The sequence below is a fragment of the Amycolatopsis sp. NBC_00438 genome, from assembly GCF_036026695.1.
Lineage (GTDB): Bacteria > Actinomycetota > Actinomycetes > Mycobacteriales > Pseudonocardiaceae > Amycolatopsis.
In genome coordinates this window covers 5,663,588-5,689,955 of sequence record NZ_CP107923.1, presented here as the reverse complement: position 1 = coordinate 5,689,955, position 26,368 = coordinate 5,663,588, and the positions used below count along the sequence as shown (strand labels likewise).

The 26,368-nt window shown below is 72.3% G+C and carries 20 protein-coding genes; 9 read left to right on the top strand and 11 right to left on the bottom strand.

Going from position 1 to position 26,368, the window contains the following annotated elements:
- Window positions 1–186 precede the first annotated feature (186 nt).
- The 5 genes from gltB (at window position 187) to OG494_RS25040 (ending at window position 10,045) form a co-directional block, all read left to right on the top strand.
- Complete coding sequence (gene gltB / locus OG494_RS25060) at window positions 187–4,740, top strand: glutamate synthase large subunit (RefSeq protein ID WP_328442957.1); 4,554 nt, start codon at window positions 187–189, stop codon at window positions 4,738–4,740.
- Window positions 4,733–6,241, top strand: coding sequence for a glutamate synthase subunit beta (locus OG494_RS25055; RefSeq protein WP_328442956.1), 1,509 nt, complete (start codon window positions 4,733–4,735; stop codon window positions 6,239–6,241). Before gltB ends, OG494_RS25055 begins: the two co-directional genes overlap by 8 nt.
- Window positions 6,242–6,343: 102 nt before the next feature.
- Complete coding sequence (locus OG494_RS25050) at window positions 6,344–7,519, top strand: macrolide family glycosyltransferase (RefSeq protein ID WP_328442955.1); 1,176 nt, start codon at window positions 6,344–6,346, stop codon at window positions 7,517–7,519.
- A gap of 115 nt (window positions 7,520–7,634) precedes the next feature.
- Window positions 7,635–7,925, top strand: a complete 291-nt coding sequence (locus OG494_RS25045) for a hypothetical protein (protein ID WP_328442954.1) — start codon at window positions 7,635–7,637, stop codon at window positions 7,923–7,925.
- Window positions 7,926–8,653: 728 nt separating this feature from the next.
- Window positions 8,654–10,045, top strand: coding sequence for a class II 3-deoxy-7-phosphoheptulonate synthase (locus tag OG494_RS25040; RefSeq protein ID WP_328442953.1), 1,392 nt, complete (start codon window positions 8,654–8,656; stop codon window positions 10,043–10,045).
- Between the two features lie 37 nt (window positions 10,046–10,082).
- On the opposite strand, the gene OG494_RS25035 is transcribed toward OG494_RS25040, so the two are convergent.
- From OG494_RS25035 to pknB, 5 genes are all read right to left on the bottom strand, one after another.
- The gene (locus tag OG494_RS25035; protein WP_328442952.1) at window positions 10,083–11,393 is read right to left on the bottom strand and encodes a wax ester/triacylglycerol synthase family O-acyltransferase; all 1,311 of its coding nucleotides are present in this window, start codon (window positions 11,391–11,393) and stop codon (window positions 10,083–10,085) included.
- A gap of 191 nt (window positions 11,394–11,584) precedes the next feature.
- Window positions 11,585–12,286, bottom strand: a complete 702-nt coding sequence (locus tag OG494_RS25030; RefSeq protein WP_328442951.1) for a hypothetical protein — start codon at window positions 12,284–12,286, stop codon at window positions 11,585–11,587.
- Between the two features lie 136 nt (window positions 12,287–12,422).
- Window positions 12,423–13,916 (bottom strand): SPFH domain-containing protein, encoded by a 1,494-nt coding sequence (locus OG494_RS25025; protein ID WP_328442950.1) that lies wholly within the window; start codon window positions 13,914–13,916, stop codon window positions 12,423–12,425.
- 50 nt (window positions 13,917–13,966) lie between these two features.
- Window positions 13,967–14,176: a hypothetical protein gene (locus OG494_RS25020; RefSeq protein ID WP_328442949.1), complete on the bottom strand. Its 210-nt coding sequence runs from the start codon at window positions 14,174–14,176 to the stop codon at window positions 13,967–13,969.
- Complete coding sequence (gene pknB / locus OG494_RS25015) at window positions 14,173–16,179, bottom strand: Stk1 family PASTA domain-containing Ser/Thr kinase (RefSeq protein ID WP_328442948.1); 2,007 nt, start codon at window positions 16,177–16,179, stop codon at window positions 14,173–14,175. Before pknB ends, OG494_RS25020 begins: the two co-directional genes overlap by 4 nt.
- 103 nt (window positions 16,180–16,282) lie before the next feature.
- On the opposite strand from pknB, the gene OG494_RS25010 reads away from it, so the two are divergent.
- On the top strand, window positions 16,283–16,651 hold the full coding sequence (locus OG494_RS25010) for an Rv2175c family DNA-binding protein (protein ID WP_247062933.1): 369 nt from the start codon (window positions 16,283–16,285) through the stop codon (window positions 16,649–16,651).
- On the opposite strand, the gene OG494_RS25005 is transcribed toward OG494_RS25010, so the two are convergent.
- Window positions 16,587–17,852, bottom strand: a complete 1,266-nt coding sequence (locus tag OG494_RS25005; RefSeq protein ID WP_328459015.1) for an MFS transporter — start codon at window positions 17,850–17,852, stop codon at window positions 16,587–16,589. The genes OG494_RS25010 and OG494_RS25005 overlap by 65 nt on opposite strands.
- 19 nt (window positions 17,853–17,871) lie before the next feature.
- Between OG494_RS25005 and OG494_RS25000 the strand changes: the two genes are divergently transcribed.
- On the top strand, window positions 17,872–18,393 hold the full coding sequence (locus OG494_RS25000; protein ID WP_328442947.1) for a CGNR zinc finger domain-containing protein: 522 nt from the start codon (window positions 17,872–17,874) through the stop codon (window positions 18,391–18,393).
- Window positions 18,394–18,433: 40 nt separating this feature from the next.
- On the opposite strand, the gene OG494_RS24995 is transcribed toward OG494_RS25000, so the two are convergent.
- The 5 genes from OG494_RS24995 to merB are packed head-to-tail and all read right to left on the bottom strand — an operon-like array spanning window position 18,434 to window position 23,457.
- Window positions 18,434–19,222 (bottom strand): LLM class F420-dependent oxidoreductase, encoded by a 789-nt coding sequence (locus OG494_RS24995; protein ID WP_328442946.1) that lies wholly within the window; start codon window positions 19,220–19,222, stop codon window positions 18,434–18,436.
- Window positions 19,219–20,145, bottom strand: a complete 927-nt coding sequence (locus OG494_RS24990) for a phytoene/squalene synthase family protein (protein ID WP_328442945.1) — start codon at window positions 20,143–20,145, stop codon at window positions 19,219–19,221. Before OG494_RS24990 ends, OG494_RS24995 begins: the two co-directional genes overlap by 4 nt.
- Complete coding sequence (gene crtI / locus OG494_RS24985; protein WP_328442944.1) at window positions 20,142–21,614, bottom strand: phytoene desaturase family protein; 1,473 nt, start codon at window positions 21,612–21,614, stop codon at window positions 20,142–20,144. Before crtI ends, OG494_RS24990 begins: the two co-directional genes overlap by 4 nt.
- 1 nt (window position 21,615) lies before the next feature.
- Window positions 21,616–22,707 (bottom strand): polyprenyl synthetase family protein, encoded by a 1,092-nt coding sequence (locus tag OG494_RS24980; RefSeq protein ID WP_328442943.1) that lies wholly within the window; start codon window positions 22,705–22,707, stop codon window positions 21,616–21,618.
- Between the two features lie 60 nt (window positions 22,708–22,767).
- Entirely contained in the window at window positions 22,768–23,457 is a 690-nt protein-coding gene (gene merB, locus OG494_RS24975; protein WP_328442942.1) for an organomercurial lyase, read from the bottom strand.
- Between the two features lie 135 nt (window positions 23,458–23,592).
- On the opposite strand from merB, the gene OG494_RS24970 reads away from it, so the two are divergent.
- Together OG494_RS24970 and OG494_RS24965 are read left to right on the top strand one after the other, a co-directional pair.
- Complete coding sequence (locus tag OG494_RS24970) at window positions 23,593–24,477, top strand: methylenetetrahydrofolate reductase (protein WP_328442941.1); 885 nt, start codon at window positions 23,593–23,595, stop codon at window positions 24,475–24,477.
- 106 nt (window positions 24,478–24,583) lie between these two features.
- Complete coding sequence (locus OG494_RS24965; protein WP_328442940.1) at window positions 24,584–26,269, top strand: DUF885 domain-containing protein; 1,686 nt, start codon at window positions 24,584–24,586, stop codon at window positions 26,267–26,269.
- Window positions 26,270–26,368 lie beyond the last annotated feature (99 nt).

The following is a 26,368-nucleotide window of genomic DNA, read 5'->3' as shown; positions in this document are numbered from 1 at the left end:
CATCAGGAACTACGTCGTTCCGCGCAGCCAGATCGTTACCGTCCGACGTTGCCCGGGGCGCTCTGAATTGATGCTGGCATGTTTCCCAGGTGTTAAAGTCGCGTCAACGAGCGGGCCATCGTCGTCCCGTGCGCTCCCCGGCCGCTAGCCCGGCCAGCACGAACAGACGACGAAGGAGGTCCCTTCATGATCTTCTCCGCCATTCCCGGCAAGCAGGGTCTCTACGATCCGGAGACCGAACAGGACTCCTGCGGTGTGGCCATGGTGGCCGACATCCGCGGCCGCCGCTCCCATGGCATCGTCACCGACGGCCTCGCCGCGTTGACCAATCTGGACCACCGGGGCGCCGCGGGCGCCGAACCCACCAGCGGCGACGGCGCCGGCATCCTGCTGCAGCTGCCCGACGAGCTGCTGCGCGCGGAAGCCGGTTTCGAGCTGCCCGAGCCCGACGAACACGGTCACCACCGTTACGCCGCGGGAATCGCCTTCCTGCCCGCCGACGCCGAGCAGCGCCGCAAGGCCGTCGAGCTGGCCGAACGCATCGCCGTCGAAGAAGGACTCGAAGTCCTCGGCTGGCGCGAGGTCCCGGTCGACGCCGACCGCGCCGACATCGGCCCGACCGCCCGTTCGGTCATGCCGCACTTCGCGATGCTCTTCGTGAGCGGCGACGGCGCCGCCGGGCTCGAGCTGGACAGGCTGGCCTTCTGCCTGCGCAAGCGCACCGAGCACGAGAGCGGGATCGCGGGCTGCGGCACGTACTTCCCGTCGCTGTCCTCGCGCACGATCGTCTACAAAGGCATGGTCACACCGGAGCAGCTGCCCGCGTTCTTCGCCGACCTGCGCGACGAGCGGCTGGCGAGCGCCATCGCGCTGGTCCACTCCCGCTTCTCCACCAACACGTTCCCGTCGTGGCCGCTCGCGCACCCGTTCCGGTTTGTGGCCCATAACGGCGAGATCAACACCATCCGCGGCAACCGCAACCGCATGCGGGCCCGCGAGGCGCTGCTCGAATCGGACCTCATCCCCGGCGACCTGACCCGGCTGTTCCCGATCTGCTCGGCGGACGCGTCGGACTCGGCGTCGTTCGACGAAGTCCTGGAGCTGCTGCACCTGGGCGGCCGGTCGCTGCCGCACGCGGTGCTGATGATGATCCCGGAGGCGTGGGAGAACCACGCCACGATGAAGCCCGCGCGCCGCGCCTTCTACCAGTTCCACGCCAGTCTCATGGAACCGTGGGACGGCCCCGCCTGCGTCACCTTCACCGACGGCACACTGGTCGGCGCGGTCCTCGACCGCAACGGCCTGCGCCCGGCGCGCTGGTGGCGCACGGCCGACGACCGCGTCGTGCTCGCCAGTGAGGCCGGCGTCCTGGACGTCGCCCCGAAGGACGTCGTCGCGAAGGGCCGCCTCAAGCCGGGCCGGATGTTCCTGGTGGACACCGAGGCCGGCCGGATCGTCGACGACGAAGAGGTCAAGTCCGCGCTGGGCAAGGACCTCCCGTACGAGGGCTGGCTGCACGCGGGCCTGCTGAAGCTCGCCGAGCTGCCCGACCGCGACCACGTCGTGCAGAGCCACGACTCGGTGCTGCGGCGCCAGCTTTCCTTCGGCTACACCGAGGAGGAGCTCAAGATCCTGCTCGCGCCGATGGCCGAGAAGGGTGCCGAGCCGATCGGCTCGATGGGCTCGGACACGCCGGTCGCGGTGCTGTCCCAGCGATCCCGCCTGCTCTACGACTACTTCAAACAGAACTTCGCGCAGGTGACCAACCCGCCGCTGGACGCGATCCGCGAAGAGCTCGTCACGTGCATGGCGCGGATCATGGGCCCGGAGCGCAACCTCCTGGCCCCGGGCCCGGCGTCGTGCCGCCACCTGAAGCTGCCGTACCCGGTGATCGACAACGACGAGCTCGCCAAGCTCATCCACATCAACGACGACGGCGACCTGCCGGGCTTCGCATGCAGTGTCCTTTCCGGACTGTACGAAGTGGACGGCGGCGCCGAGGCGCTGGCCTCGGCGGTCGAGCGCGTGCGGCGGGAGGCGTCCGAGGCGATCGCGGCCGGCGCGCGCACGCTGGTGCTGTCCGACCGCGACTCCGACCACCGGATGGCGCCGATCCCGTCGCTGCTGCTGGTTTCCGCGGTGCACCACCACCTGGTGCGCACGAAGGAACGCCTGCGCGTCGCGCTCGTCGTCGAGTCCGGGGACGCGCGCGAGGTGCACCACATCGCGCTGCTGCTCGGTTACGGCGCCGCCGCGGTGAACCCGTACCTGGCCTTCGAGACCATCGAGGACATGATCGGGCAGGGCGCGGTCACCGGGATCGAGTCGGGCAAGGCGATCCGCAACTACGTGCAGGCGCTCGTCAAGGGCGTCCTGAAGATCATGTCCAAGATGGGCATCTCGACGGTCGGCGCGTACACCGCCGCCCAGGTCTTCGAATCCCTCGGCCTGGCCCAGGACCTGCTCGACGAGTACTTCACCGGGACGTCGTCGAAGCTCGGCGGTGTCGGTCTCGAGGTGCTCGCCGAAGAGGTCGGCGTGCGGCACCGCCGCGCGTACCCGGACAACCCGACCGACCGTGTCCACCGTGGACTCGAGACGGGCGGCGAGTACGCCTACCGCCGCGAGGGCGAGCTGCACCTGTTCTCGCCGGAGACGGTGTTCCTGCTGCAGCACGCGTCCAAGACCGGGCGGGAAGAGGTGTACCGCAAGTACACCGACGAGGTGCACCGCCTCTACCGCGAGGGTGGCACCCTGCGCGGGCTGTTCTCCTTCCGCGACGGCGTCCGCGAGCCGGTGCCGCTCGACGAGGTCGAGCCGGCCGAGGCGATCTTCAAGCGCTTCAACACCGGCGCGATGTCGTACGGCTCGATTTCGGCCGAGGCGCACGAAACCCTGGCCATCGCGATGAACCGGCTCGGCGGCCGGTCCAACACGGGCGAGGGCGGCGAGGACCCGGAACGGCTCTACGACCCGGAACGCCGCAGCGCGATCAAGCAGGTCGCTTCGGGTCGCTTCGGCGTCACCAGCGAATACCTCGTCAACGCCGACGACATCCAGATCAAGATGGCGCAGGGCGCGAAGCCCGGCGAGGGCGGCCAGCTGCCGCCCAACAAGGTGTACCCGTGGATCGCGCGAACCCGGCACTCCACGCCGGGCGTCGGGCTCATTTCGCCGCCGCCGCACCACGACATCTACTCCATCGAGGATCTCGCGCAGCTGATCCACGACCTCAAGAACGCCAACGAGCACGCCCGGATCCACGTGAAGCTGGTGTCCTCGCTCGGTGTCGGCACGGTCGCGGCGGGTGTGTCCAAGGCGCACGCCGACGTCGTGCTCATCTCGGGCCACGACGGCGGCACCGGCGCGTCCCCGATGAACTCGCTCAAGCACGCCGGCACGCCCTGGGAGATCGGCCTCGCCGAGACGCAGCAGACGTTGCTGCTCAACGGGTTGCGCGACCGGATCACCGTCCAGGTGGACGGCGCCATGAAGACCGGGCGCGACGTCGTCATCGCGGCGCTGCTCGGCGCCGAGGAGTACGGCTTCGCGACGGCCCCACTCGTCGTCGCGGGCTGCATCATGATGCGGGTCTGCCACCTCGACACCTGCCCGGTCGGCGTCGCCACGCAGAGCCCCGAGCTCCGCAAGCGCTACACCGGCCAGGTCGAGCACGTCGTCAACTTCTTCAAGTTCGTCGCCCAGGAAGTCCGGGAAACCTTGGCGGCACTGGGCTTCCGGACGCTCGACGAAGCCATCGGGCACGCCGAGCTGCTGAACACCGACGAAGCCGTGCACCACTGGAAGGCGTCCGGGCTCGACCTGTCGCCGATCTTCGAGGTGCCGGCCGAGACACCCTACGGCGGCGCGAAGCGGCGCACCCGCGGCCAGGACCACGGCCTCGAGCACGCCCTGGACCGCACGCTCATCCAGCTCGCCGAGGCGGCGCTGGAAGACGCGCACCCGGTGCGTCTCGAACTGCCGGTGCGCAACGTGAACCGGACCGTCGGCACGCTGCTCGGCTCGGAGATCACCCGCCGCTACGGCGGGGAAGGCCTGCCCGAGGGCACGATCCACGTGCTGCTCACCGGGTCCGCGGGCCAGTCGCTCGGCGCGTTCCTGCCGCGCGGCATCACCCTCGACATGGTCGGTGACGCGAACGACTACGTCGGCAAGGGCCTGTCCGGCGGGCGGATCATCGTCCGCCCCGACCCGGAAGCGTCCTTCGCCGCCGAGGCGCAGACGATCGCCGGCAACACGATCGCCTACGGCGCGACCGGCGGCGAGATCTTCCTGCGCGGCCAGGTCGGCGAACGCTTCTGCGTCCGCAACTCCGGCGCCACCGTCGTCGCCGAGGGGGTCGGGGACCACGCCTTCGAGTACATGACCGGCGGCCGCGCCGTGGTGCTCGGCCCGACCGGGCGGAACCTGGCGGCCGGCATGTCCGGCGGCATCGCGTTCCTGCTCGACGTCGACCGCAAGAAGGTCAACCAGGACATGGTGGACCTGCTCAAGCCGACCGCGGACGACCTGACCTGGCTCAAGAAAACCGTGCAGCAGCACTACGATCTCACCCGCTCCGCGGTGGCCGCGTCGCTGCTCGGCGACTGGCCGCGCCGCGCCGTGGCGTTCACCAAGGTGATGCCGCGTGACTACCAGCGGGTCCTGGACGCGGCGAAGGCGGCGAAAGCCGCGGGCCGCGACGTCGACGAGGCGATCATGGAGGCCGCTCGTGGCTGACCCGACCGGTTTTCTCAAGTACGACCGCGAAGAGCCGAAGAAGAAGTCCAAAGAGGACCGACTGCACTCGTGGGGCGAGGTCTACGCGGACGTCGAACCCGCCGAGCGCAACGAAGAGGTGCGCAAGCAGGCGTCGCGGTGCATGGACTGCGGCATCCCGTTCTGCCACTCCGGCGGTTCCGGCTGCCCGCTGGGCAACCTGATCCCGGAGTGGAACGACCTCGTCCGCCGCGGCGACTGGGCCGCGGCCGGCGATCGGTTGCACGCCACCAACAACTTCCCCGAGTTCACCGGGAAGCTGTGCCCCGCGCCGTGCGAGGCGGGCTGCGTGCTGTCGATCTCGCCGCTCTCGGGCGGGCCGGTGTCGATCAAGCGCGTCGAGCAGACGATCGCCGACCAGTCCTGGGAAGCGGGTTACGTCCAGCCGCAGGTGGCGGAAGTGTCGTCGGGGCAACGGGTCGCGGTCGTCGGCTCCGGCCCGGCCGGGCTCGCCGCCGCCCAGCAGCTGACCCGCGCCGGCCACGAGGTCACCGTCTTCGAGCGCGACGACCGGCTCGGCGGGCTGCTGCGCTACGGCATCCCCGAGTTCAAGATGGAGAAGAAGGTCCTCGACCGCCGCCTCGCGCAGCTGCGCAAGGAGGGCACCAAGTTCGTCACCGGCTGCGAGGTCGGCGTCGACCTGACGGTGGAGGATCTGCGGGAGCGGTACGACGCCGTCGTGCTCGCGGTCGGCGCCCTGCGCGGCCGCGACGACACGACGACACCCGGGCGCGAGCTGTCCGGGGTGCACCTGGCGATGGAACACCTGGTGCCCGCCAACAAGTTCGTCGAGGGTGACGGTCCGTCGCCGGTCGACGCGCGCGGCAAGCACGTCGTGATCATCGGCGGCGGCGACACCGGCGCCGACTCCTACGGCACGGCCACCCGTCAGGGCGCGCTTTCGGTGACGCAGCTGGACCAGTACCCGATCCCACCGTCCACAAGGGACGACGACCGTTCGCCGTGGCCGACCTGGCCCTACATCCTGCGCACCTACCCGGCGCACGAGGAGGCGGGGGAGCGGAAGTTCGCCGTCGCGGTCAAGCGGTTCGTCGGCGACGACGCCGGCCGCGTCACGGCGGTCGAGCTGCAGCAGGTGAAGGTGCAGAAGGACCCCGAGACCGGCCGCCGCGAGGTGATCCCGGTCGGCGACGACGTCGAGACGCTGCCCGCGGACCTGGTCCTGCTGGCGATCGGCTTCGAGGGCGTCGAGGAGATGCCGCTGCTGGGCGGCCTCGGGCTCTCGCTGACCAAGCGCGGCACGCTGTCGTGCGGCGCGGACTGGCAGACCGGGACGCCGGGCGTGTTCGTCTGCGGTGACGCCCACCGCGGCGCGTCGCTGGTGGTCTGGGCGATCGCGGAGGGCCGTTCGGTGGCCAACGCGGTCGACACGTACCTGACCGGCGCGTCCGACCTGCCGTCCCCGGTGCACCCGACGGCGTTGCCGCTCGCCGTCGTCTGAGCCGCATTGCGGAAAGGGCCACCCGGCCGCCTGCCGGGTGGCCCTTTCCGTATTCGAGGGGTGCCCGCCACAATGGGCGGGAAATGGGGGTTCGTTCCGACCATGGGCGCACACATCGCGTTTCTCGCGGTTCCGGCGGCGGGGCACGTCAATCCGACGCTGCCGCTGGTCGAAGAGCTGGTCCGGCGCGGGCACCGGGTCACCTACGCCACCGGTCCGGCGCTGCGGGAAGCCGTCGCCGCAGCGGGAGCGGCACCGCTCGTCCCGGAGGCGCCGTGGGCGAAGGTGGCCGCCGCGCGCAGCCGGACCACCGAGGAGGTCGCCGAGACGCTGTCCGGCGCGCTCGACGTCACCCGCGCGGTGCTGCCGCGCCTGACGGAGGTGTTCCGCGAAGATCCGCCGGACGTCGTCTGCTACGACTCGCTGACGCCGTTCGGGCCGGTGCTGGCCCACCGGCTGGGCCGGCCGTCGGTGGCGACCGTGCCGACGTTCGCGGGCAACGACGTGTTCGACCCGACGACCCTGCTGGCCCCGCCCGACTTCGACCCGGGCCACCCGCGGCTGGTGGAGTACGCCACCGCCCAGGCCCGGTTCGCCGACGCCGCCGGCGTCCCGGCCGAAACGCTGGCCTCGGTGGGCCGGCTCGCCGACCTCAAGCTCGTCTTCCTCCCGCGCGAGTTCCAGATAGCCGGCGACACCTTCGGGGCGGACTACCGCTTCATCGGCCCGTCGTTCGGGTCCCGTTCTCCGGCGCGGGAGTGGCCGCCGCCCACCGGCCCGGTGCTGTTCGTCTCCCTGGGCACGGTGGTCAACGACCGCCCCGACTTCTTCGCGGCGTGCGTGACGGCGTTCGGCGGCACCGGCCGGCCGGTGGTGCTGGCACTCGGCGAGCGGGTCGACCCGGCCCGGCTGGGCCCGATCCCGGCGAACTTCGAGGTCCGGCCGCACGTGCCGCAGCCCGCCGTGCTGCGGCACGCGCAGGTGTTCCTGTCGCACACGGGGATGAACTCGACAATGGAGGCGCTGCTGTGCGAGGTGCCGCTGGTGTCGTACCCGCAGACGCCGGAGCAGACGTGCAACGGCCGCCGCGTCGAGGAACTGGGCCTGGGCCGGGTGCTCACCGGCCCGCCCGACCCGGAGGCGCTGCGCCGGACGGTCGACGAGGTGGCGGCGGACCCGGCGATCCGCGCGAACCTGACCCGGATGGCCGGGCACCTGCGTGCGGCCGGCGGCCCGCGCGCCGGAGCCGACGCGATCGAGGAGCTGGTGACGCCGTGAATGGCCCATCGAGGGACATGGAGTCCCTCGATGGGCCATTCACGGACTGTCCACCCCGGGACGCAGGTCCGGTCCGGTCTCCGGGTCGACGCCGATGGGACGGCAGGTTCGGGGCATGCGGAAAACGTTGGTGCGCCTGGCTTTCCTGCCTCGGCTCGCCACCGTGCAACCGGCGCTGGAGTGGACGACCCCGAGCCCGGACTACGGCCTGGCGCCGTCGCCGACGGCCGGTGCGCGTCGGCGGCCCGGCCCGGCCGGCGTCCCGCTGGTGCAGAACCTGCGCGCGCGAGACGCGGGCGGCGTTCGGTTCCCGGGCGCGGCCGGTGACCGTCGACGCCGGCGGGCACGGGGTGTTCACCCGGGAGAACGCCTGTGGCGACCAAGCGGTTCTGGGCTGTCGGCGTGACGGGTCTTCCCGGCGGCCGACGGGTCCTGCCCGGCCGGCCGGTGATTCACCCGGACGGGTGGCGCCGGGTTCTCCCCGTTTGCTGACTCGCCGGAGGCGGAACCGGCGGCCGGTTCGGCCGGCCGCCGCGGCGAGCGGTCCCCAGTAGCCGCCGCCACCGACGACGACGCCCATCACCGACCCGGCGAGCACCTCCGGCGAGGTGTGGTCGCGCAGGGCTATCCGCGGCCACACCACCCAGGCGACGGGCAGGGCCGGCGGCAGCGCCCACGGGCCGTAGGTCGGCGTCGGCACCACGACGGCGGCGGCCGCGACCGCCGCGTGCCGGGAGATCTTGACCTTCGCGCCGACCGTGATGACGTCCGTGACCGGCAGGCTGACCAGCATCGACGCGGCCGGCGAGACGAGCGCCGCCGGCGCGTGCCTTTCCGGCAGGACGACGAAGCCGAGGCCGAGGGAGCGCCCGGGGATCAGCGGCGGGACCCGGCGCCCGGCCCGATCGCTCACGTGACGGCCGTCCCATTTGCCGCGCCGTGCCCCGCGGACGATCACGGCCATCGGAATCGGGGACCCGGTGACGGCGCCGAGCAGGCCCCAGCTCAGCGCCGGAAGCCGGTCGCGTCCCGGGCGAGCGCGAGCGGCAGCGCGAGCACCCGGACCCAGGGAGCCGGGAGCTCGGTGGCCCACCGGGCGGAACGAAGCGCGGCGCGAACCTTATCCTGGGGGGTGTGAACTGGACTGTGGACGTCCCCGTCGACACACTGCCCGAACTGCCGCCGCTTCCGCCCGAGCTGCGGGCCCGCCTCGACAAGGCCCTGGCCCTGCCCGCGGCCCAGCAGCCGGAGTGGCCCGATCCAGAACTCACCAACCGAGTTCGCGGCGTGCTGGAGAGCGTGCCGCCGATCACCGTCCCGGCGGAGATCGACCGGCTCAAGAGCCGGCTCGCGATGGTCGCGCGCGGTGAGGCGTTCCTGCTGCAGGGTGGTGACTGCGCGGAGACGTTCGAGTCGAACACCGAGCCGCACATCCGGGCCAACCTGCGCACCCTGCTGCAGATGGCGGTCGTGCTGACCTACGGCGCCAGCCTGCCGGTGGTCAAGGTCGGCCGCATCGCCGGCCAGTACGCGAAGCCGCGCTCGGCCGCGACGGACGCGCTCGGCCTGCCGGTGTACCGCGGCGACATCATCAACTCGCTGGTCGCCAAGCCCGAGCTGCGCGTGCCCGACCCCGGCCGGATGATCCGCGCCTACGCGAACGCGGGCGCGGCGATGAACCTGGTCCGCGCCCTCACCGGCGCCGGCATGGCCGACCTGCACCAGGTGCACGACTGGAACAAGGACTTCGTGTCGGCGTCGCCGGCGGCGCAGCGTTTCGAGGCGCTGGCCAACGAGATCGACCGCGGCCTGCGGTTCATGTCGGCCTGCGGCGTCACCGACACGTCGCTGCAGTCGACCGAGATCTTCGCCAGCCACGAGGCGCTGCTGCTCGACTACGAGCGCTCGATGCTGCGCCTGGACAACGCCGACGTGGCGAACCCGAAGCTGTACAACCTGTCGTCGCACTTCCTCTGGATCGGCGAGCGGACCCGCCAGCTGGACGGCGCGCACATCGCGTTCGCCGAGCTGCTGGCCAACCCGATCGGCCTCAAGATCGGCCCGACGACCACGCCCGCGCAGGCGCTGGAGTACGTCGAGCGGCTCGACCCGCGCTTCGAGCCGGGCCGGCTGACGCTGATCGCGCGGATGGGCAACGGCAACGTCCGCGAGGTGCTGCCGGGGATCGTCGAGAAGGTCGAGGCGTCCGGCCACAAGGTCATCTGGCAGTGCGACCCGATGCACGGCAACACGCACGAGTCGTCCACCGGGTACAAGACCCGGCACTTCGACCGGATCGTCGACGAGGTCCAGGGCTTCTTCGAGGTCCACAACGACCTCGGCACCTACCCGGGCGGCATCCACGTCGAGCTGACCGGCGAGGACGTCACCGAGTGCCTCGGGGGCGCCCAGGAGATCTCGGACATCGACCTTTCGGGCCGCTACGAGACGGCGTGCGACCCGCGCCTGAACACGCAGCAGTCCCTGGAGCTGGCGTTCCTGGTCGCGGAGATGCTCCGCGGCTGATGCCCACCCCAAGCGCCCCCCATCGGGGCGCTTGGGGTCAGGAAGAGGCGTCGAGCAGGCGGGCCGTGGACTTCAGGACCGCGTCGCGCAGGGAGCCGATGTCCGGCACCGCCTCGCCGTTGACCTGGAGTCCGATGTGGACGGAGTCGCGGTAGGTGGCCACCGCGATGCCGACCGCGTGACGCGGGGCCAGCGGGACGAACGGGTACACCTCCGCCAGCGCCGCGCCGTCGATCGACAGGCGGGCCGGGGGGACCGGGACCGTGGTGATCACCAGGTCGAACAGCAGCGGCGCGGCCTGGCCCGCGGTGCGCGTGCCCAGCCGGTGCAGCAGCGACGGGACGCGGTCGGCCAGCAGCGGCAACGCGCCCGCGCCGCGGCTCGGGCCGGCCGCCTTGTTGCGGTTCATCGCGCGGCGGACCACACGCAGGCGCTCGACCGGGTCGTCCTCGCCGACCGGCAGGTCGCACAGGTAACCGGACAGCTTGTTGCCGCCGAGCTGGTCACCCGCGCGGCCGCGGACGCTCACCGGGATCAGCGCGCGCAGCGTGCGGCCGTCGGCGCGGTGGCCGCGGTTCACCAGCCATTCGCGCAGCGCGCCGGAAAGCACCGCCAGCACGACGTCGTTGGTCGTGCCGCCGTGGGCCCGGCGCACCCGGCGCAGCTCCGGGAGCGGCAGCCGCACGAACCCCAGCCGCCGTTCGGCCGAGACCGGCGCCGACACGGGGGACAGCGTCGGCCGGGTGGCCCGCACCACCGAGGAGGCGATGCCGGCGGCCTCGTTCGCCTGGTCCCACACCGTGCCGAGCGCGTCCTTCACGGTGTCCAAAGTGGACCTCTGGGCCGGGATCCGGGGGGCCGGCGCGGAAGGCAGCTTGACGCCGTCGAGCAGGCCGGCCATGACCGCGTACGCCCCGGCGCCGTCGGTGAGCGCGTGGTGCAGCTTCATCAGCAGCGCGAACTTCCCGTCCGGCAGCCCGGTGACCAGGGTGAGGTCCCACAGCGGGCGGCGGGTGTCGAGCGGCTCGGCGATCCACCGCGACGCGTACACCGCCAGCGGGTCCGGGTCGTAGAGCGAGCTGAGCTCGACGTGGTGGATGTGTTCCGCGGCAACAAAATCCGCGTCTTCGGTCCAGCTGGCGGCGCCGGGCGGGAACAGTTCCGCGCGCGCCCGCTGGCGCAGCTTCGGGAGCCGGGCGGCGCGTTCGGCCAGGATCGCGGTCAACGCTGAGGGATCCACTGGTCGGCGCGCGGTGAACGTGATCACCGCGCCCATGTGCATCGGGGACTTTTCGCTTTCCAGGCAAAGGAAAGCGACGTCGAGTGCGCTGAGCGGCGAGCCTGCCATAAGCGACCTTTCCCATCAGGCGTTCGCGGGTCTGCACGGCCACGTGCGACGAGGGGGAGGAGAAATCCACTGCACCAGCCCGACGTGACGTGCGGGTGGTCGAAGTGTTTCATCGACGCTAACTAACCACCCCATTCATCCATTCGAGATACCCCGGGCGGCGGTGCCCGGGGTCACAGATCAACCGGTTCTTATTCGCCGGGCGTGGTTTCGGGCTGGTCCGCCCGGGCCACGGCGGTCCCCCAGTCGGGGGTCAACGCCACCTGTTTGCCGACGCGCCGCACGGGCAGGGCGCCGGCGTGACGCTTGCCCAGCCCCGGCCAGATCTCCGCGGCGTCCTTCGCCGCGGCGCGGATCGCGCCGCCGTCGAGCGTCGTACGGGCTTCGTCGATGCCCCGGTCGCGCCACTGGACGACCAGCTTGAGCGGCCCCGCCGACGGCAGCGGCCACAGGAACACCTCGTGCTCGACGGCGAACCGCGTCCCGCCGACCGCCTGCGCCCGCAGCACCGGCCCGTCCGGCTCACTCGCCGAGGGCACCGAAATGGTCTCCGAGCTGGCCCGGCTCCCGTCGGCGTAGAGCACGCCGATGAGCAGGCCGTTGTAGTCGGGTACCCGGCGGTGGTCGATCAAACCCTCGGCGGGGTCGTCGACCAGGCTGTCGCGCGAGTACACCGTGATCCGCAGCGTGACCGCCTCCGGCCACACCTCGATCGCCCGCAGCGCGACGATCGTGCGTTCGGACCGGCCCAGCGGCCGCGCCCACGGCAGCACGGCCGGGACGATGTGCTCGCGCGGGGGATCGGTCCAGTGCCGGCCGTTGAAGGCGTACAGCTCCTGCTCCGGGACGGGGAACAGGGGACGCTCGCGGGGACCGCCGGTGAAGAAGTTCATCGGGCGGTCCGCGACGTGCTGTCCGGCACCATGCGCCCACGGTAAGGCAACGTCACGGGAATTTCCGCCCCCGAACGGGCGTACGGCCCTCGTCTCCCGTGATCCGGGACACAAGGGCCGTACGCAGCGTGCGCGATCAGTCGCTCAGCTTGAGTTCGCCGTTCTGGCGGGCGGCCTCGTCGAGCTCCTTGTCGGCCGGCTTGCCCATCGACTCCATCAGCTGCCGGGCCAGGCCGAGACCGGTGCCGCCGAGCGACAAGGCCTTGGCGAACATGTCGGACATGCCGTCGGCGCCGTTGAGCACGACCATGTGGTCGATGTTGCCGAACGCGCTCGCGCCGGCCTCGACGATCTCCGGCCAGCGCTCGGCCAGCTGCTGCGCGACGACGGCTTCCTGGTTCTCCGCCAGGGCCGCGGCACGCGCCTTGATGGCGTCCGCTTCGGCGAGACCCTTCGCCCGGGCCGATTCGGCTTCGGCGAGACCCTTGGCCTTCGCGGCTTCCGCGTCGGCGAGACCGCGTGCCTTGGCCGCGGCCGCCTCCGCTTCACCGGTCGCCCGGGTCGCCCCGGCGGCCGCTTCGGCGCGGGCCTTCGTCGCCTGCGCCTCGGCTTCGGCCGCGGTCTTGACGCGGGTCGCGTCCGCCGCCGCCCGCAGCTCGGTCTCCTTCGCCTCGGCCTGGGCCTTGGCGATCGAAGCGTCACGGGCCGCGTCGGCCGCCGTGCGCGTGTCGTACGCCTTCGCGTCGGCCGGCTTGCGGACCTGCGACTGCAGCCGCTGCTCGGCCAGGGCGGCTTCCAGCTCGGCCGCCCGCGTCTCCTGGACGACGACCTCCTGGCGCGCGGTCGCCTCGGCCAGCGGACCGGACTGGGACATCTTCGCCCGCGCCTGGTCGACCTCGGCCTGGTAGCCGGCCTGCTGGATCTGGCTCGCGCGGACGGCGGCCGCCTTCTTCGCCGCCGACTCCTGCTCGACCTGGGCGGCTTCCTGGTCGCGCTGCGCCTCGGCGATGCGGGCCGACGCGGCGATCGCGGCGGCGTGCGGCTTGCCGAGGTTGAGGATGTAGCCCGATTCGTCGTCGATCTCCTGGATCTGCAGGGAGTCCACGATCAGGCCGAGCTTGATCATCTCCGTGGCCGAGGACTGGCGCACCTCGCCGGTGAGCGCGTCCCGGTTGTGGATCATCTCCTCGATGGTCAGCCCGCCCACGATCGAGCGCAGGTGCCCGGAGAAGAGCTCGTGGATCGTGTCGTTCATGCCCTTCTGCTGGTCCAGGAACCGGCGGGCGGCGTTGGCGATCGACGAGAAGTCGTCACCCACCTTGTAGATCACCACGGCGCGCACGGTGACCGGCAGCCCCTGCCGGGTCACGCACGAGACCTGCAGGTTGACGCCCCGGGTGTCCAGGGACAGCCGCCGGGCGGTCTGGAACCCGGGGATGACGTTCACGCCGCGGCCCGTGATGATCTTGAAGCCCAGGCTGTCCGCGGTCTCGCTGCGTTCGACCCGGATCCCCCAGCCGGACACGATCAGCGCTTCGTTCGGCTCCGCCACCTTGTACAGGACCCGCAGCAGTCCGAAGATCACGATCACGGCCACCACGGCGATGCCGACGATCAGCAAGATGTTCATTGGCCTCCCACACCCCTCAGTCTTCTGTTGTTGGTAGCCCTTCGACGCCGCTAACGCGTCAGTGGTTGCCACCGCTCGACATAAACCGTGCGGGGAGGTTCGAAGTCCACGACGAGCACCTGGGTGCCCGAGCTGAAGGTCGCTTCGGGGTCGATCGGGTAGGCGTAGAACGCCTCGGTCCCGCCGCGGACGTTCAGCAGCACCTCACCGATCAGGCCGGGGCCGATCGTGCCGGTCACCCGGCCGCGGCTGCCGATCATCCACCGAAGCCCTTCAGCTTGACCTTCGAGCCCTTTTGGACGAACGAGCCGGGCTGCGGGTCCTGCTGGAAGACGAAGTCGAACCCGCCGCCCCCGCCGCGTCCCCGGCCGCCGTCGCGATCGGCCTGCAGCCCGGCCTGCTCGAGGATCTTCTGGGCGTCGTCGAACGGCTTGAACCGGACGTCCGGCACCTGGACGGCGTTGTTGACGAACACCCCGACCCGCTTCGCCTTCGCCTGCGAGTTGGCCGGCGGGTCGGTCCGCGTGACGGCGCCGCCCGGGACGTTCTGGTTGAACTCCTCGCCGGCCTGGAACGGCTCGAACCCGGCCTGCTGCAGGAGCTGGAACGCCTCGTCCTTGCTCCGCCCGGTGACGTCCGGGACCGGCGGCAGCGGGATCGGGCCCTTGGACACGATGATCGTGACCTGCCCGCCCAGGTTCAGCTGGCTGCCCGCGGACGGCTCGGTGCGGATCACCGCGCCCTGCGGGACGTCGGCGTCGAAGTCGTCGGTGCCGCGGACCGGGGTCAGCTGCGCCGTCTTGATCGCCTGCTCGGCGTCGGGCAGCGCGGTGCCCGGGCGGATGTCCGGCACCGCCGGGCGGCCCTTGGACAGCACGACCGACACCGTCGAGTTCGGCGTCAGCGTGGTGCCTTCGGCGGGTTCGTTGCGCAGCACGGTGTTCGACGGCACCGTGTTGTCGAACTCCTGGCTGAACTGCGGTGTCAGCTTCGCCGAGCGCAGGGCGTCACCGGCCGCCGCCTGGTTCAGCCCGACGAGCTTCGGCACCGTCGACGTCTTGTCGCCGCCGGTGTCGGTCAGCATGAAGATGAACGCCGTGAGCAGCCCGCCGAACAGCAGCACGGCGCCGGCGATCAGCGCGATCCGCTTGCGGTTGTCCATCGGCTTCTCGGGTTCCGGCTCGCTCCGGCGCCGAGGCGGGCGCGGCGGGACGTTCCCGGCGGCGGGCATCCCGGGCGGCGGGGTGCCGGGGTGGCTCAGCGCCCGGGTCGCGTTCGGACGGTGCACCGGCATCGTCTTCGCGGTGTCGGGCAGCACCTGCGGGATCCGCGGCAGCGTGCGCTCGGTGTCGGCGACGTCGCCCTGGCCGTGCGACACCGGGACCGGCACGGTGACCGGCAGCAGGCCCAGCTGCGCGCGCACCGCGGTCAGCTCGGTCAGGAACTCCCCGGCGTCGGCGGGCCGCAGCGCGGGGTCGCGCCGGGTGGCGCGGGTGATCAGCTCGTCGAGCGCGGCCGGCAGGTCCGGGCGCAGCTCGCTCGGCCGCGGGACGTCGTCGTTGACGTGCCGGTAGGCCACCGAGATCGCGGTGTCGCCGGTGTAGGGCGCGCGGCCGGTGAGCATTTCGTAGAGCAGGATCCCGGCCGAGTAGACGTCCCCGCGCGAGTCGGCCGCGCCGGTGGTGACCTGCTCGGGGGAGAGGTAGGCGACGGTGCCGAGGATGACGCTCGAACTGGTCGTCCCGGCGCTGGCCACGGCCCGCACGAGACCGAAGTCGGCGACCTTGACCACGCCTCCGGTGTGCAGCCCGGACCGGCCGATCAGCACGTTCTCCGGCTTGACGTCGCGGTGCACCAGCCCGGCCCGGTGCGCGGCGGCCAGCGCCGAGAGCACGGGCTCGGCGACGCTCAGCGCGAGCGCGATGTCGAGCGGGCCCCGCTCGTCCAGCAGGTCCCGCAGGGTGCCGCCGTCGACGAGTTCCATCACCAGGAAGGCGACGCCGCCCTCTTCGCCCTGGTCGTGCACGGCCACGACGTTCGGGTGATGCAGCTGGGCGGCCGACTGCGCCTCGCGCACGAACCGGTCCACGAACGACCGGTCGTCGGCGAAGCGCGGGTCCATGATCTTGATCGCGACCTGGCGGTCCAGCCGGGTGTCCGTCCCCCGGTAGACCGCCGACATCCCGCCGTGGGCGAGCAGGCTGTCCACGCGGTACCGCCGCTCGAGCAGCGTGCCGGCCAGGCTGGGATGGGTGCGTGTCACGAGTAGGGATCGTACGGAACCCGGCACGCCCCGTGGAGGTGACCTCGCGGGTCACCCGTGCGCACTAGCGGGAGAGGGGGACGAATGTGGCACAGTGTCACCTGTGAGTGGGATTCCTGTCGCCGAAGACGTCCTCGCCGCCGACATCGCGGTGCTGCCGCTGCCGGAGGTGGCGACGGCCCTCGGGACGTCGACCAACAAGGTCCGCCAGCTGCTGCGCGAGGGAGAGCTGATCGCCCTCAAACGAGGCGGCGAACTGTGCGTCCCGAGCGCGTTCCTCGTCAAGGACGGCGTGGTCAAGGGCCTGTCCGGCACGATAACGGTGCTCGACGACTCCGGGTTCAGCCGCACCGAGATGCTGCGCTGGCTGTTCACCGTCGACGAGTCGCTGCCGGGCAACACGCCGGTCAACGCGCTGCGCACGAGCCACGGCACCGAGGTGAAGCGGCGCGCCCAGGCGATGGCCTTCTGACCTGGGTAACCGCGGCCAGCAGCTGCACGGCCGCGGCCGTGGTCAGGCACGTTCCCGTTCCGGCCGCGGACAGCGGCCCGGCCACGGCCGCTCCGAGGGCCAGGCCGGTGATCTTGACGCTCGCCGCCGTGGTGAACACCTGAGCCCGGACCCGTTCGGGCGTCTCGCGGTGCCGGATCGCGAACAGGGCCGTGAGCTGCGGTCCTTCGGCGAATCCCGCCAAAGCCGCGCCGATGATCAGGAGTGTTGCCCCGGTCGCCAGCGCCGAGACGACGCAGCCGGCGGCGAGAAGCAGGGTGCTCGCCCGGACGACCGTGTCCGGTTTTCCCGTGAAGATGGCGTTGGCCAGCAGCGATGCCACGGCGAGCACGGTCATGAGCAGTGCGCCGTTCGCGGCACCGCCGAGGTGGGCGGCGCCGAGCAGGGGATAACAGACGGTGACCATGCCGATCCCGGCGCACGAGAGTGTCGACGTCACGGTGGCCCGCCGCAGCGGGGCGTTGCGCAGGAGGACGGTGAAGCCGTTCCGGAGCTGTTCCGTGAGCCGGGTGGCCTTCGGTCCGGGCCTTGGGGGGAGGGTCCACGCGAAGGGGAGAGCGGCGGCGACCATGGCGACCGCGACGGCGAGGGCGGTCGAGGCACCCGCGAGGGCGGCCAGCAGCCCGGCGAGCCCCGGTCCGGCCAGGGCGGCGGCGGTGAAGGTCATGGCATCGAGGCGGCTCGCGGTCGCGAGGACGGGGTTCGAGGCTGTGGGCAGCCGACCCCGCTCGCGTCTTGCGATTGAGCGCAGCCGCCCACCCTCGGCCGAGGACAGCCGACCGCTACCCACCACCGAGGGCAGCTGAGCCGTCCAGCCGCCCGCGATGGCCGGGTTGAGCAGGCCCGTCAGCGCCGCCAGCGCCACCACCGACCACAGCGGCAGGTGCCCGAACACCGCCGTCACCAGGGCGATCCCGCCCGCGTACCCGGCCAGTGCGACTGCGAGCAGCCGGCCGGGCGCCGGGCTGCGGTCCAGCAGCGCTCCGAACACCGGGCCGCCTGCCGCGGCCGCCGCCGTCAACCCGGCGAGCAGCGCCGACCCGGCACCCGGGCCGGCCGTCAGGCCCAGCAGCAGGAGCGCGGGCCCGGACAGCTCGTCGCCGGTGCGCGCGAGCGTCGCGCCGGTGAGGTACCCGGCGAGTCCGTAACGGCTTGGCACCATCAAGACGTTACAGTGGGGTATGGCCGTTCCGCACCGGGATTCCGTCCAGCGCGCCGTGGACCTGCTCGCCGTGCTGCTGCCGCCGGACGTCGAGGCGGCGGAGGTGGAGCGCGTGCTCCAAGCCCACGGCGAACCTCCGACGTCGCTCTCGGAGACAGACCTCGCGAAGCTGCGCGAAGCAGCACGAGAACTCCGCGAGGTCTTCGCAGCGTCCGACGTCGTCGAAGCGGCTTCGGTGCTTAACCGGCTCTTCGCGGCGTACGCGGGCCCGCCCCGCCTGACCGACCACGAAGAAGGCTTCGGCTGGCACCTGCACGTCGACACCGCCGACGACGGCCCGTGGGACCGCTGGCTGGTGACGTCGTCGGCGCTGGGCCTGGCCACCTTGCTGGCGGACTGCCAGGGCCCGCCGGGCGGCCTGTGCGCGTCACCGTCGTGCGGCAAGCCGTTCGCCCACCTCGGCGGCGGCAGCCCGCGCCGCTACTGCTCGCCCCGCTGCGCGACCCGGGAGCGCGTCGCCGCCCACCGCACCAAAAAGTGAAGGCCACCTCCGACAGAGGTGGCCTTCACGGGAACAGCACTCAGCCGTTGTTCTTGTCGCGCCAGGCGATCCACGACTTGAGCGCGCCCAGGTCGTAGTCCGGGCCGCCGACGCCGACCGTGAACGTCGAGACGCCCAGGCTGAGCAGCTTCGGGCCCAGCTCGTCCGGCTCGCCCTGGACGCCGCACGACCGCTCGATCTCGGCCGGGTCGCGGCCGACGTCGGCGCAGTGCTGGTCGAGGATCTTCACCTTGCGCTCGACGACCTCCGGGTCGCCGAAGCCGTGCCAGATGTCGCCGTGCTTGGCGACCAGCTTGAGGGTCTTCTTCTCGCCGCCGCCGCCGATGAGCACCGGGATCTTGCGCGTCGGCGCCGGGTTCAGCTTGCCGAGGCGGGCCTCGATCCGCGGGAGCGACTCCGCCAGGTTGTCGAGGCGGCCGCCGGCGGTGCCGAACTCGTAGCCGTACTCGTCGTAGTCCTTCTCGAACCAGCCGGAGCCGATGCCGAGGATGAGCCGCCCGCCGGAGATGTGGTCGACGGTGCGGGCCATGTCGGCCAGCAGCTCGGGGTTGCGGTAGCTGTTGCAGGTCACGAGCGCGCCGATTTCCACGCGCGACGTCGACTCCGCCCAGGCGCCGAGCATGGTCCAGCACTCGAAGTGCTTGCCCTCGGGCTCACCGTAGAGGGGGTAGAAGTGATCCCAGTTGAAGATGATGTCGGCGCCGAGCTCTTCCGCTGCGGACGCGGTGCGCCGGATGGTGTCGTAGTCGGCGTGCTGCGGCTGGAGCTGCAACCCGATCCGGATCGGTCGCTTTGCTGCTGAGGTCATGATCGCAGCCTACGACCGGCCCCGAGGGTCTCGCGCGCCCAGACCGCGGCGAAGGCGGGCAGCGCGACCACCAGCCGGCGCGTCTTCGGCACCACCGCCCGCCGCGCGAGGACGTCGTAGTCCAGCGCGGCGATCTCGTCCAGGATCCCTTCGTACAGGGTCAGCGCCGTCCGCACGCACGGCCGCGATTCGGGGCGCAGCAACGGAACCCCGGCTTCGGCCCGCCGGTACACCGCCCGGGTCCGGGCCACGAAGTACGCCATCGCCGCGCGGATCCGCGGGTCGGGACGCCGTTGTTCCAGCAGCTCACGCGAGACGCCGAACGCGCCCAGCTCGTCCAGCGGCAGGTAGAGCCGGCCGCGGTCGAGGTCCTCGCCGACGTCGCGCAGGAAGTTGGTCAGCTGGAACGCCTCACCGAGCGCGATCGCCCCCGGCTCGGCCTCGGCCAGCGGGCCGGCGGTCCCGAAGACCGGCAGCATCTGCAGCCCGATCACCGCCGCCGAGCCGTACATGTACTCACCCAGGTCGGTGAACGTCGCGTACTCGGCCGGCTTCAGATCCGCCCGCATCGAGCGCAGGAACGCGTCGAACAACTCCTGGGCGATGTCGTAGCGCCGCACGGTGTCCGACAGCGCCGCGAGCACCGGATCGTCCGGGGTCACGCCGGCGTAGACGTCCTCGACCAGGGCCCCGACGCGGTCCAGCTCGGCCGCCGGGTCCGTGCCCGGTTCGGGGTTGTCGACCAGTTCGTCGGCCATCCGCGCGAAGCCGTACAGCGCGTGCGCGGCCGGCCGGGCGCGGGCCGGCAACAGCCGCGTCGCCAGGAAGAACGTGCGGCCGTGGTGGGCGTTGAGCCGGCGGCACGCGACGTAGGAGGCGCGCAGGGCCGGGTCGGTGACGCCGGCGGCGTCGAGCTCGTTCACTTCCCCGTGATCCGTTCCGCGGCGAGCCGCCCGGAGATGAGCACCGGCGGGATGCCGACGCCCGGCGTGGTGCCGCAGCCGGCCAGCACCACGTTGCCCGCCGCGCGCACCAGGTTCGCCGGCCGGAACGGGCCGGTCTGGGTGAACGTGTGCGCCAGCGAGAACGGCGTCCCGGCGGCGAGCCCGCGGGCCGCCCAGTCCGCCGGGGTGAGCGTCTCGTCGACGGTGAACTCGTCGCCGAACCCGGTCAGTCCGCGCGCTTCGAGCGTGCGAAGCAGTTCTTCGCGGTACGGCCCGCGGACGCGCTCCCAGTCGATCGGCCCGCGGTTCAGGTTCGGCGCGGGCGCGAGCACCGAGACGATCTCGCCGCCGTTCCCGGCGAGCCCCGGGTCGGTCGCCGTCGGCCGCGTGACCAGCAGTGACGGGTCGCTCATCAGCCGTCCTTCGCGGATGATCTCGGCGAACGTCCGCTCCCACGCGGCGCCGAAGTAGATCGAGTGGTGGCCCAGGTCCCAGGCCTTCGCGGTCCGCCCGTGCAGGACGAACGCGGACGGCGAGTAGCGCAGCGGCACCGGCCGTTTCGGCCGGGCGCCGATGAGCCGGTACGCCGTGCTCAGCTCGGTGGCGAGGACGACGGCGTCGCACGGGATCCGCTCGCCCGAGCGCGTGCGGACCGCGCGCACCCGGGACGAGACGCGCTCGAGCCACGCCGCTTCGGTGCCGAACCGCACGTCCGCGCCCGCCCGCGTCGCGGCACCGGTCAGCGCCCGGCCGATCTCGCCCATGCCGCCTTCGGGGTAGTACACACCGCCGACGGTGTCCATGTACGAGATGACGCCGTACGCGCCGATCGCGCGGGCCGGGTCGAGGCCCGCGTAGAGCGCCTGGAAGGAGAACAGCCGCCGGACGCGCTCGTCGCGCAGGTACCGGGCGACGCGCGGGCCGAGCCGGCCGAACCCGCCGAGGGCGGCGAGTTTCACCAGTTCGGGGCGCGCGAGGTCGAGCGGCGAGTCGAAGTTCGTGCCGAGGAACCGGTCCTTCTGCACCGCGTATAGCTCGGTCAGCCAGCGCCGCAACGCCCGGTAGCCCGCCGCTTCCCGCGCGCCGGCGAAGGCGCGGATCTCGGCCTCCATCGCGTCGCCGTCGGTGCGCAGCGCCAGGGAACTGCCGTCGGCGAACCGCGCCCGGTACGCCGGGTCCAGCCGGGTCAGGCGCAGGTTCTTGGCCATCGAGTCGCCGACCGCGGCGAACGCCTCGTCGAGCAGCTCGGGCATGGTCAGCACGCTCGCGCCGGTGTCCACGGCGTTGCCGTCGAAGGTTTGCTGCCCGGTGCGCCCGCCCGGGGTGTCGGCCTGCTCCAGCAGCGTCACCCGGCGGCCCGCGCCGAGCAGGTGCAGGGTCGCCGACAGGCCGGCCAGGCCGGCGCCGATGACCACGACGTGGTCGGAGGGCCCTTCCACGCGCCGCACGTCAGTACGTCCGCTGGGTGGCCTTGACGACCAGCCCGGTCAGCGCGGCGGGGGCCGGCTCGGCCAGGTGCGCGCGCTCGAGCGCGGCCATCGCGGCGGTGGTCAGCTCGTCGATCCGGCTCTCGACCGCGTCGACCGCGCCGACCTGCTGCAACGCCATCCGGACGGTCTCGACGCCTTCGTCGGACAGGCCGGCGTCGCCGATCGCGTCCGCGATGACCGTGGCGGCCGCCTCTTCGCCCTTTTCGGCGGCCAGCTGCAGGCCGAGCGCGACGAGCAGGGTGCGCTTGCCCTCGCGCAGGTCGTCGCCGGCCGGCTTGCCGGTGACCGACGGGTCGCCGAACACACCCAGCAGGTCGTCGCGCAGCTGGAACGCGATGCCGACCTCGCCGCCGAACTCCAGCAGCGTCCCGATCAGCTCGGGGGACGCCCCGCCGAGCGCCGCGCCCAGGTGCAGCGGCCGCTGCACGGTGTAGGCGGCGGTCTTGAGCCGGTCGATCTTCAGCGCGGCCTCGGGGGAGGCGTCGCCGGTGGCCTGCGTGCGGACGTCGAGGTACTGCCCGGCGAGCACCTCGGTGCGCATCGCGCGCCAGGCCGGGCGCGCCGCGGCGAGCGTTTCGGCCGGCAGCGGGGCGTCGGCGAACATGTCGTCGGCCCAGGCCAGCGCGAGGTCGCCGACCAGCACGGCGGTAGCGAGCCCGAACGTCGCGGGGGAGCCGAGCCAGCCGCGGTCGGCGTGCAGCTTCGCCCCGGCGATGTGCACGGTCGGGAAGCCGCGGCGGGAGTCGGAGGAGTCGATCAGGTCGTCGTGGATCAGCGCGCACGCCTGGATCAGCTCCAGGCTGGCGACCGCCTGCAGCACACCCTCGGCGTCCGGCCCGGCCGGATCGCCGCCCGCGCCGCGCCAGCCCCACCACGCGAACGTGGGCCGCAAACGTTTGCCACCCGTCAGCACGAACCCGCTGAGCGCCTCGATCCCGGCGGCCACGGTCGGCTCGGTCTCGATGATCCGCTCGCCCGCCCGGCCGAGGAACCCGGCCAGCGCGCGCTCGACGTGGGCGGGCAGATCGACGTCGGAAACGGGCGCGTTCATGCCGTCATCCTCGCCGAACCCGGCCGCGCCCGGGCCGCCGGGGCGCCCGGATGTGGTGAATCAGACTCTCGCGCCGGGCGCCCAGAACGGGCCCGTGAGCCCGGCTTCGGCGAAGTACGCGACGACACCGTCGGGCTCGCGGCGCCGGTAGCCGCGTTCCAGCCGGCCCGCGTACCAGCCGCGCGCGAGCCGCCAGAGCGTCGCGAGATCCAGCACGTACCCCTTGGCCTGCCCGGTCGCGGCAAGCCACTCGTCCACACAGGACTCGTCGCAGAAGAGCCGCTGGTGCCCGCAGGTGCGCAGCACGTCGTCCCACATCCGCGCGGCGGGCACGAGGAAGTGCGCCACCTGGGCACCGTCCGGCGGCCCGGCGCGGCCGACGACCAGCGCGTGCGGCCGCTCACAGCCGGGACACCGGGTGGCGACCAGCACCTCCGGCTCGGCTTCGACGAGGTGGGGGACGGCGAACGAGTCCCAGGCGCAGCCGCCCCACCACAGCGTGCGCGCGCCCATCACGGAGAAGCCGAACGACCGAGCGGCGAACGGGTGCGCCAGCACGACGTGCTCGAACTCGTCGAGCACCAGGTGGTGGGCGGCGGCGAGGCGGTGCAGGGCCTGCTTCGCCACGGCGAGCGATCCGCCCGCCGCGTCGGCCAGCTCGGACGCCGTCGGCGCGCGCCCGTGGCCGGCGAAGGCCTGGTAGACGGCCAGGCGCACGCTCTCGTCCCAGCTCGCGTCGTCGTCCCTCATCGCTCCCTCCCGGGGTGCGGATCCAGTCTAGTCGGCGGCGGCCGCACGAAACGCACTCGAAAACCACTCGACACTCCGTCTCGGAACACCGGCGGGGGCTCCCGGATGTCGGGCACTGGCCCTTAACATTCGGGTATGACGTCGGTGATCGAGCGGTTGCGAGGAGACGGGCCGAAGTTCTCCATCGAGTTCTTCCCACCCCGGGACACGGCGGACGAGGCCGTCCTGTGGAAGGCGATCCGGGAGCTCGAGCCGTACGACCCGGCCTACATGTCGATCACCTACGGCGCCGGCGGCTCGAGCCGCGACGGCACGATCCGCAGCATCGCCCGCGTCGCGACCGAGACGACGCTGGTGCCGATGGCGCACCTGACCGCCGTCAACCACTCCGTCGCCGAGCTGCGCAACGTCATCGGCTGGTACGCCTCGGTCGGCGTCCGCAACATCCTCGCGCTGCGCGGCGACCCGCCGGGCGACGTCTACGGCGACTGGGTCCCGCACCCCGAAGGCCTGAACTACGCCGAAGAGCTGGTCCAGCTCGTGCGTGAGCTGGGCGACTTCTGCGTCGGCGTCTCGGCGTCCACCTACGGCCACCCGCGCTCGCCGGACCTCGAGCACGACACGAAGTACCTGGTCCGCAAGCTGCGCGCGGGCGCCGACTTCGCGATCGCGCAGCTGTTCCACGACGCGGAGGACTTCCTCCGCCTGCGCGACCGCGTCGCGGCGACCGGCTGCGACGTCCCGGTGCTGCCCGGCGTGATGCCGCTGACGACGCTGCGGACGCTGCAGACGACGATCAAGCTGTCCGGCGCGCCGGCCCCGGCGAAGCTGCTCGACCGGCTCGAGCCGTTCGCCGACGACCCCAAGGCGTTCCGCGCCGCGGGCATCGACGTGATCACCGAGCTGTGCGAGAAGCTGATCGCCGAGGGCGTGCCGACGCTGCACTTCTACACCTTCAACCGGTCGAAGGCGACACGCGAGGTGATCGCGCGGCTCGGGCTGGTGCCGGCCCGCACTTAAGACTGCGACAGCCGTGGCTCCGCCCCGGGCCGGGGGCTCCGCCACCCGGAGCCCCCGCACTTAAGTCCGTACCGCGGGCCGGTAGTGGACCGGTAGCGTGCGGCGCATGGCTTCTTCTTCCGATGGCGTGCACGGGATCTGCGACCGCTACGTCGACGACTACGCGGCCGCCGACCCGGTCGCCGCGACCTCCTTCGGCATCATCGGCCACGACCATCTGCTGACCGACTACTCACCCGCCGGGTTCGACGAGCGCGCCGCGCTGGCCGCGCGGGCGCACGCCGCGGTGGGCGCGGCCGAGCCCGCCGACGCCGGCGAGCGCTCCGCGAAAGCCGTGTTCACCGAGCGGATCGGGCTCGAGCTGGAGATCCACGAAGCCGGCTTGGACGTCGCGCAGCTCAACGTGATCTCCAGCCCGGTGCAGGAACTGCGGATGGCCTTCGACCTGATGCCGGTGCACACCGAGGCCGACTGGTCGGTCGTCGCGTCGCGGATCGGCGAGGTCCCGAAGGCGCTGGCCGGGATCCGCACGGGCCTGCTGGCCGGCTCCGACGCGGACCACGTCGCGGCGCTGCGACAGGTCGCGAAGGTCGCGGAGCAGTGCGAGACGTGGGCCGGTCTGAAGGAGGAGAAGGGCTTCTTCAACGAACTCGTGGGTGGCGCCGAGAAGCAGGGCGACGCCCTCAAGGCCGACCTCGCACGCGGCGCGCGAGCCGCCGAAGAGGCGTTCGCGGAGTTCGCCGGCTTCCTCCGCGCCGAGCTGGCGCCCAAGGCGCCGGTGAAGGACGCCGTCGGCGAGGACGTCTACCGCCTGTGGTCGCGGTACTTCGTCGGCGCGGCGCTCGACCTGCGCGAGGCCTACGAGTGGGGCTGGGCGGAGTTCGCCCGCATCGAGGCCGAGATGCGCGCCGTCGCGAACCGGGTCAAGGCGGGCGCGACCCCGGCGGAGGCCGCGGCGCAGCTCGACGCCGACCCGCGCTACCGCGTCCAGGGCCGCGCCGAGTTCGAGGCGTGGATGCAGAAACTGTCCGACGACGCGCTGAAGTCGTTGCGCGGCAAGCACTTCGACATCTCGGACCGGGTGATGGCGCTGGAGTGCCTGATCGCCCCGCCGGGCGGCGGCGTCGGCGCGTACTACACCGGCCCGAGCGAGGACTTCAGCCGGCCGGGACGCATGTGGTGGTCGCTGCCGCCGGGCCGCGACGAGTTCATCACCTGGCGCGAGACGAGCACCGTCTACCACGAGGGCGCGCCGGGCCACCACCTGCAGATCGCGACGGCGGTCGACCAGTCGGACGCGCTGAACAAGTACCAGCGGATGATGGCGTTCACCTCGGGCCACGCGGAGGGCTGGGCGCTGTACTCCGAGCGCCTGATGCAGGACCTGGGCTACCTCTCCGACGACGGCGACCTGCTGGGCATGCTGTCCGAGCAGCTCTTCCGCGCCGCCCGCGTGATCATCGACCTGGGCATGCACCTGGAACTCGGGATCCCGGCGGGCACGGGCTTCCACGAAGGCGAGCGCTGGACCCCCGAACTGGGCCTGGAGTTCATGCTGACCCGCACGATCACCGACCCCGCGCACGTCCGCGACGAGATCGACCGCTACCTGGGCTGGCCGGGCCAGGCCCCGTCGTACAAGATCGGCGAGCGCCTCTGGCTGGCCGCCCGCGAGGACGCCCGGACCCGCGCGGGAGCGTCGTTCGACATCAAGCGCTTCCACACCCAGGCCCTCAACATGGGCGGCATGGGCCTGGACACGCTGCGGGACCAGCTGGCCCACCTGGACTGACGGCCGCGCGCGGCCGCCGGGAAAACCGGTGGCCGCGCGCTCCGCGTCCCCGCTACGTTCCCTTCGTGCATCGGATCCTGTTCGTCACGCCGCCGCCCC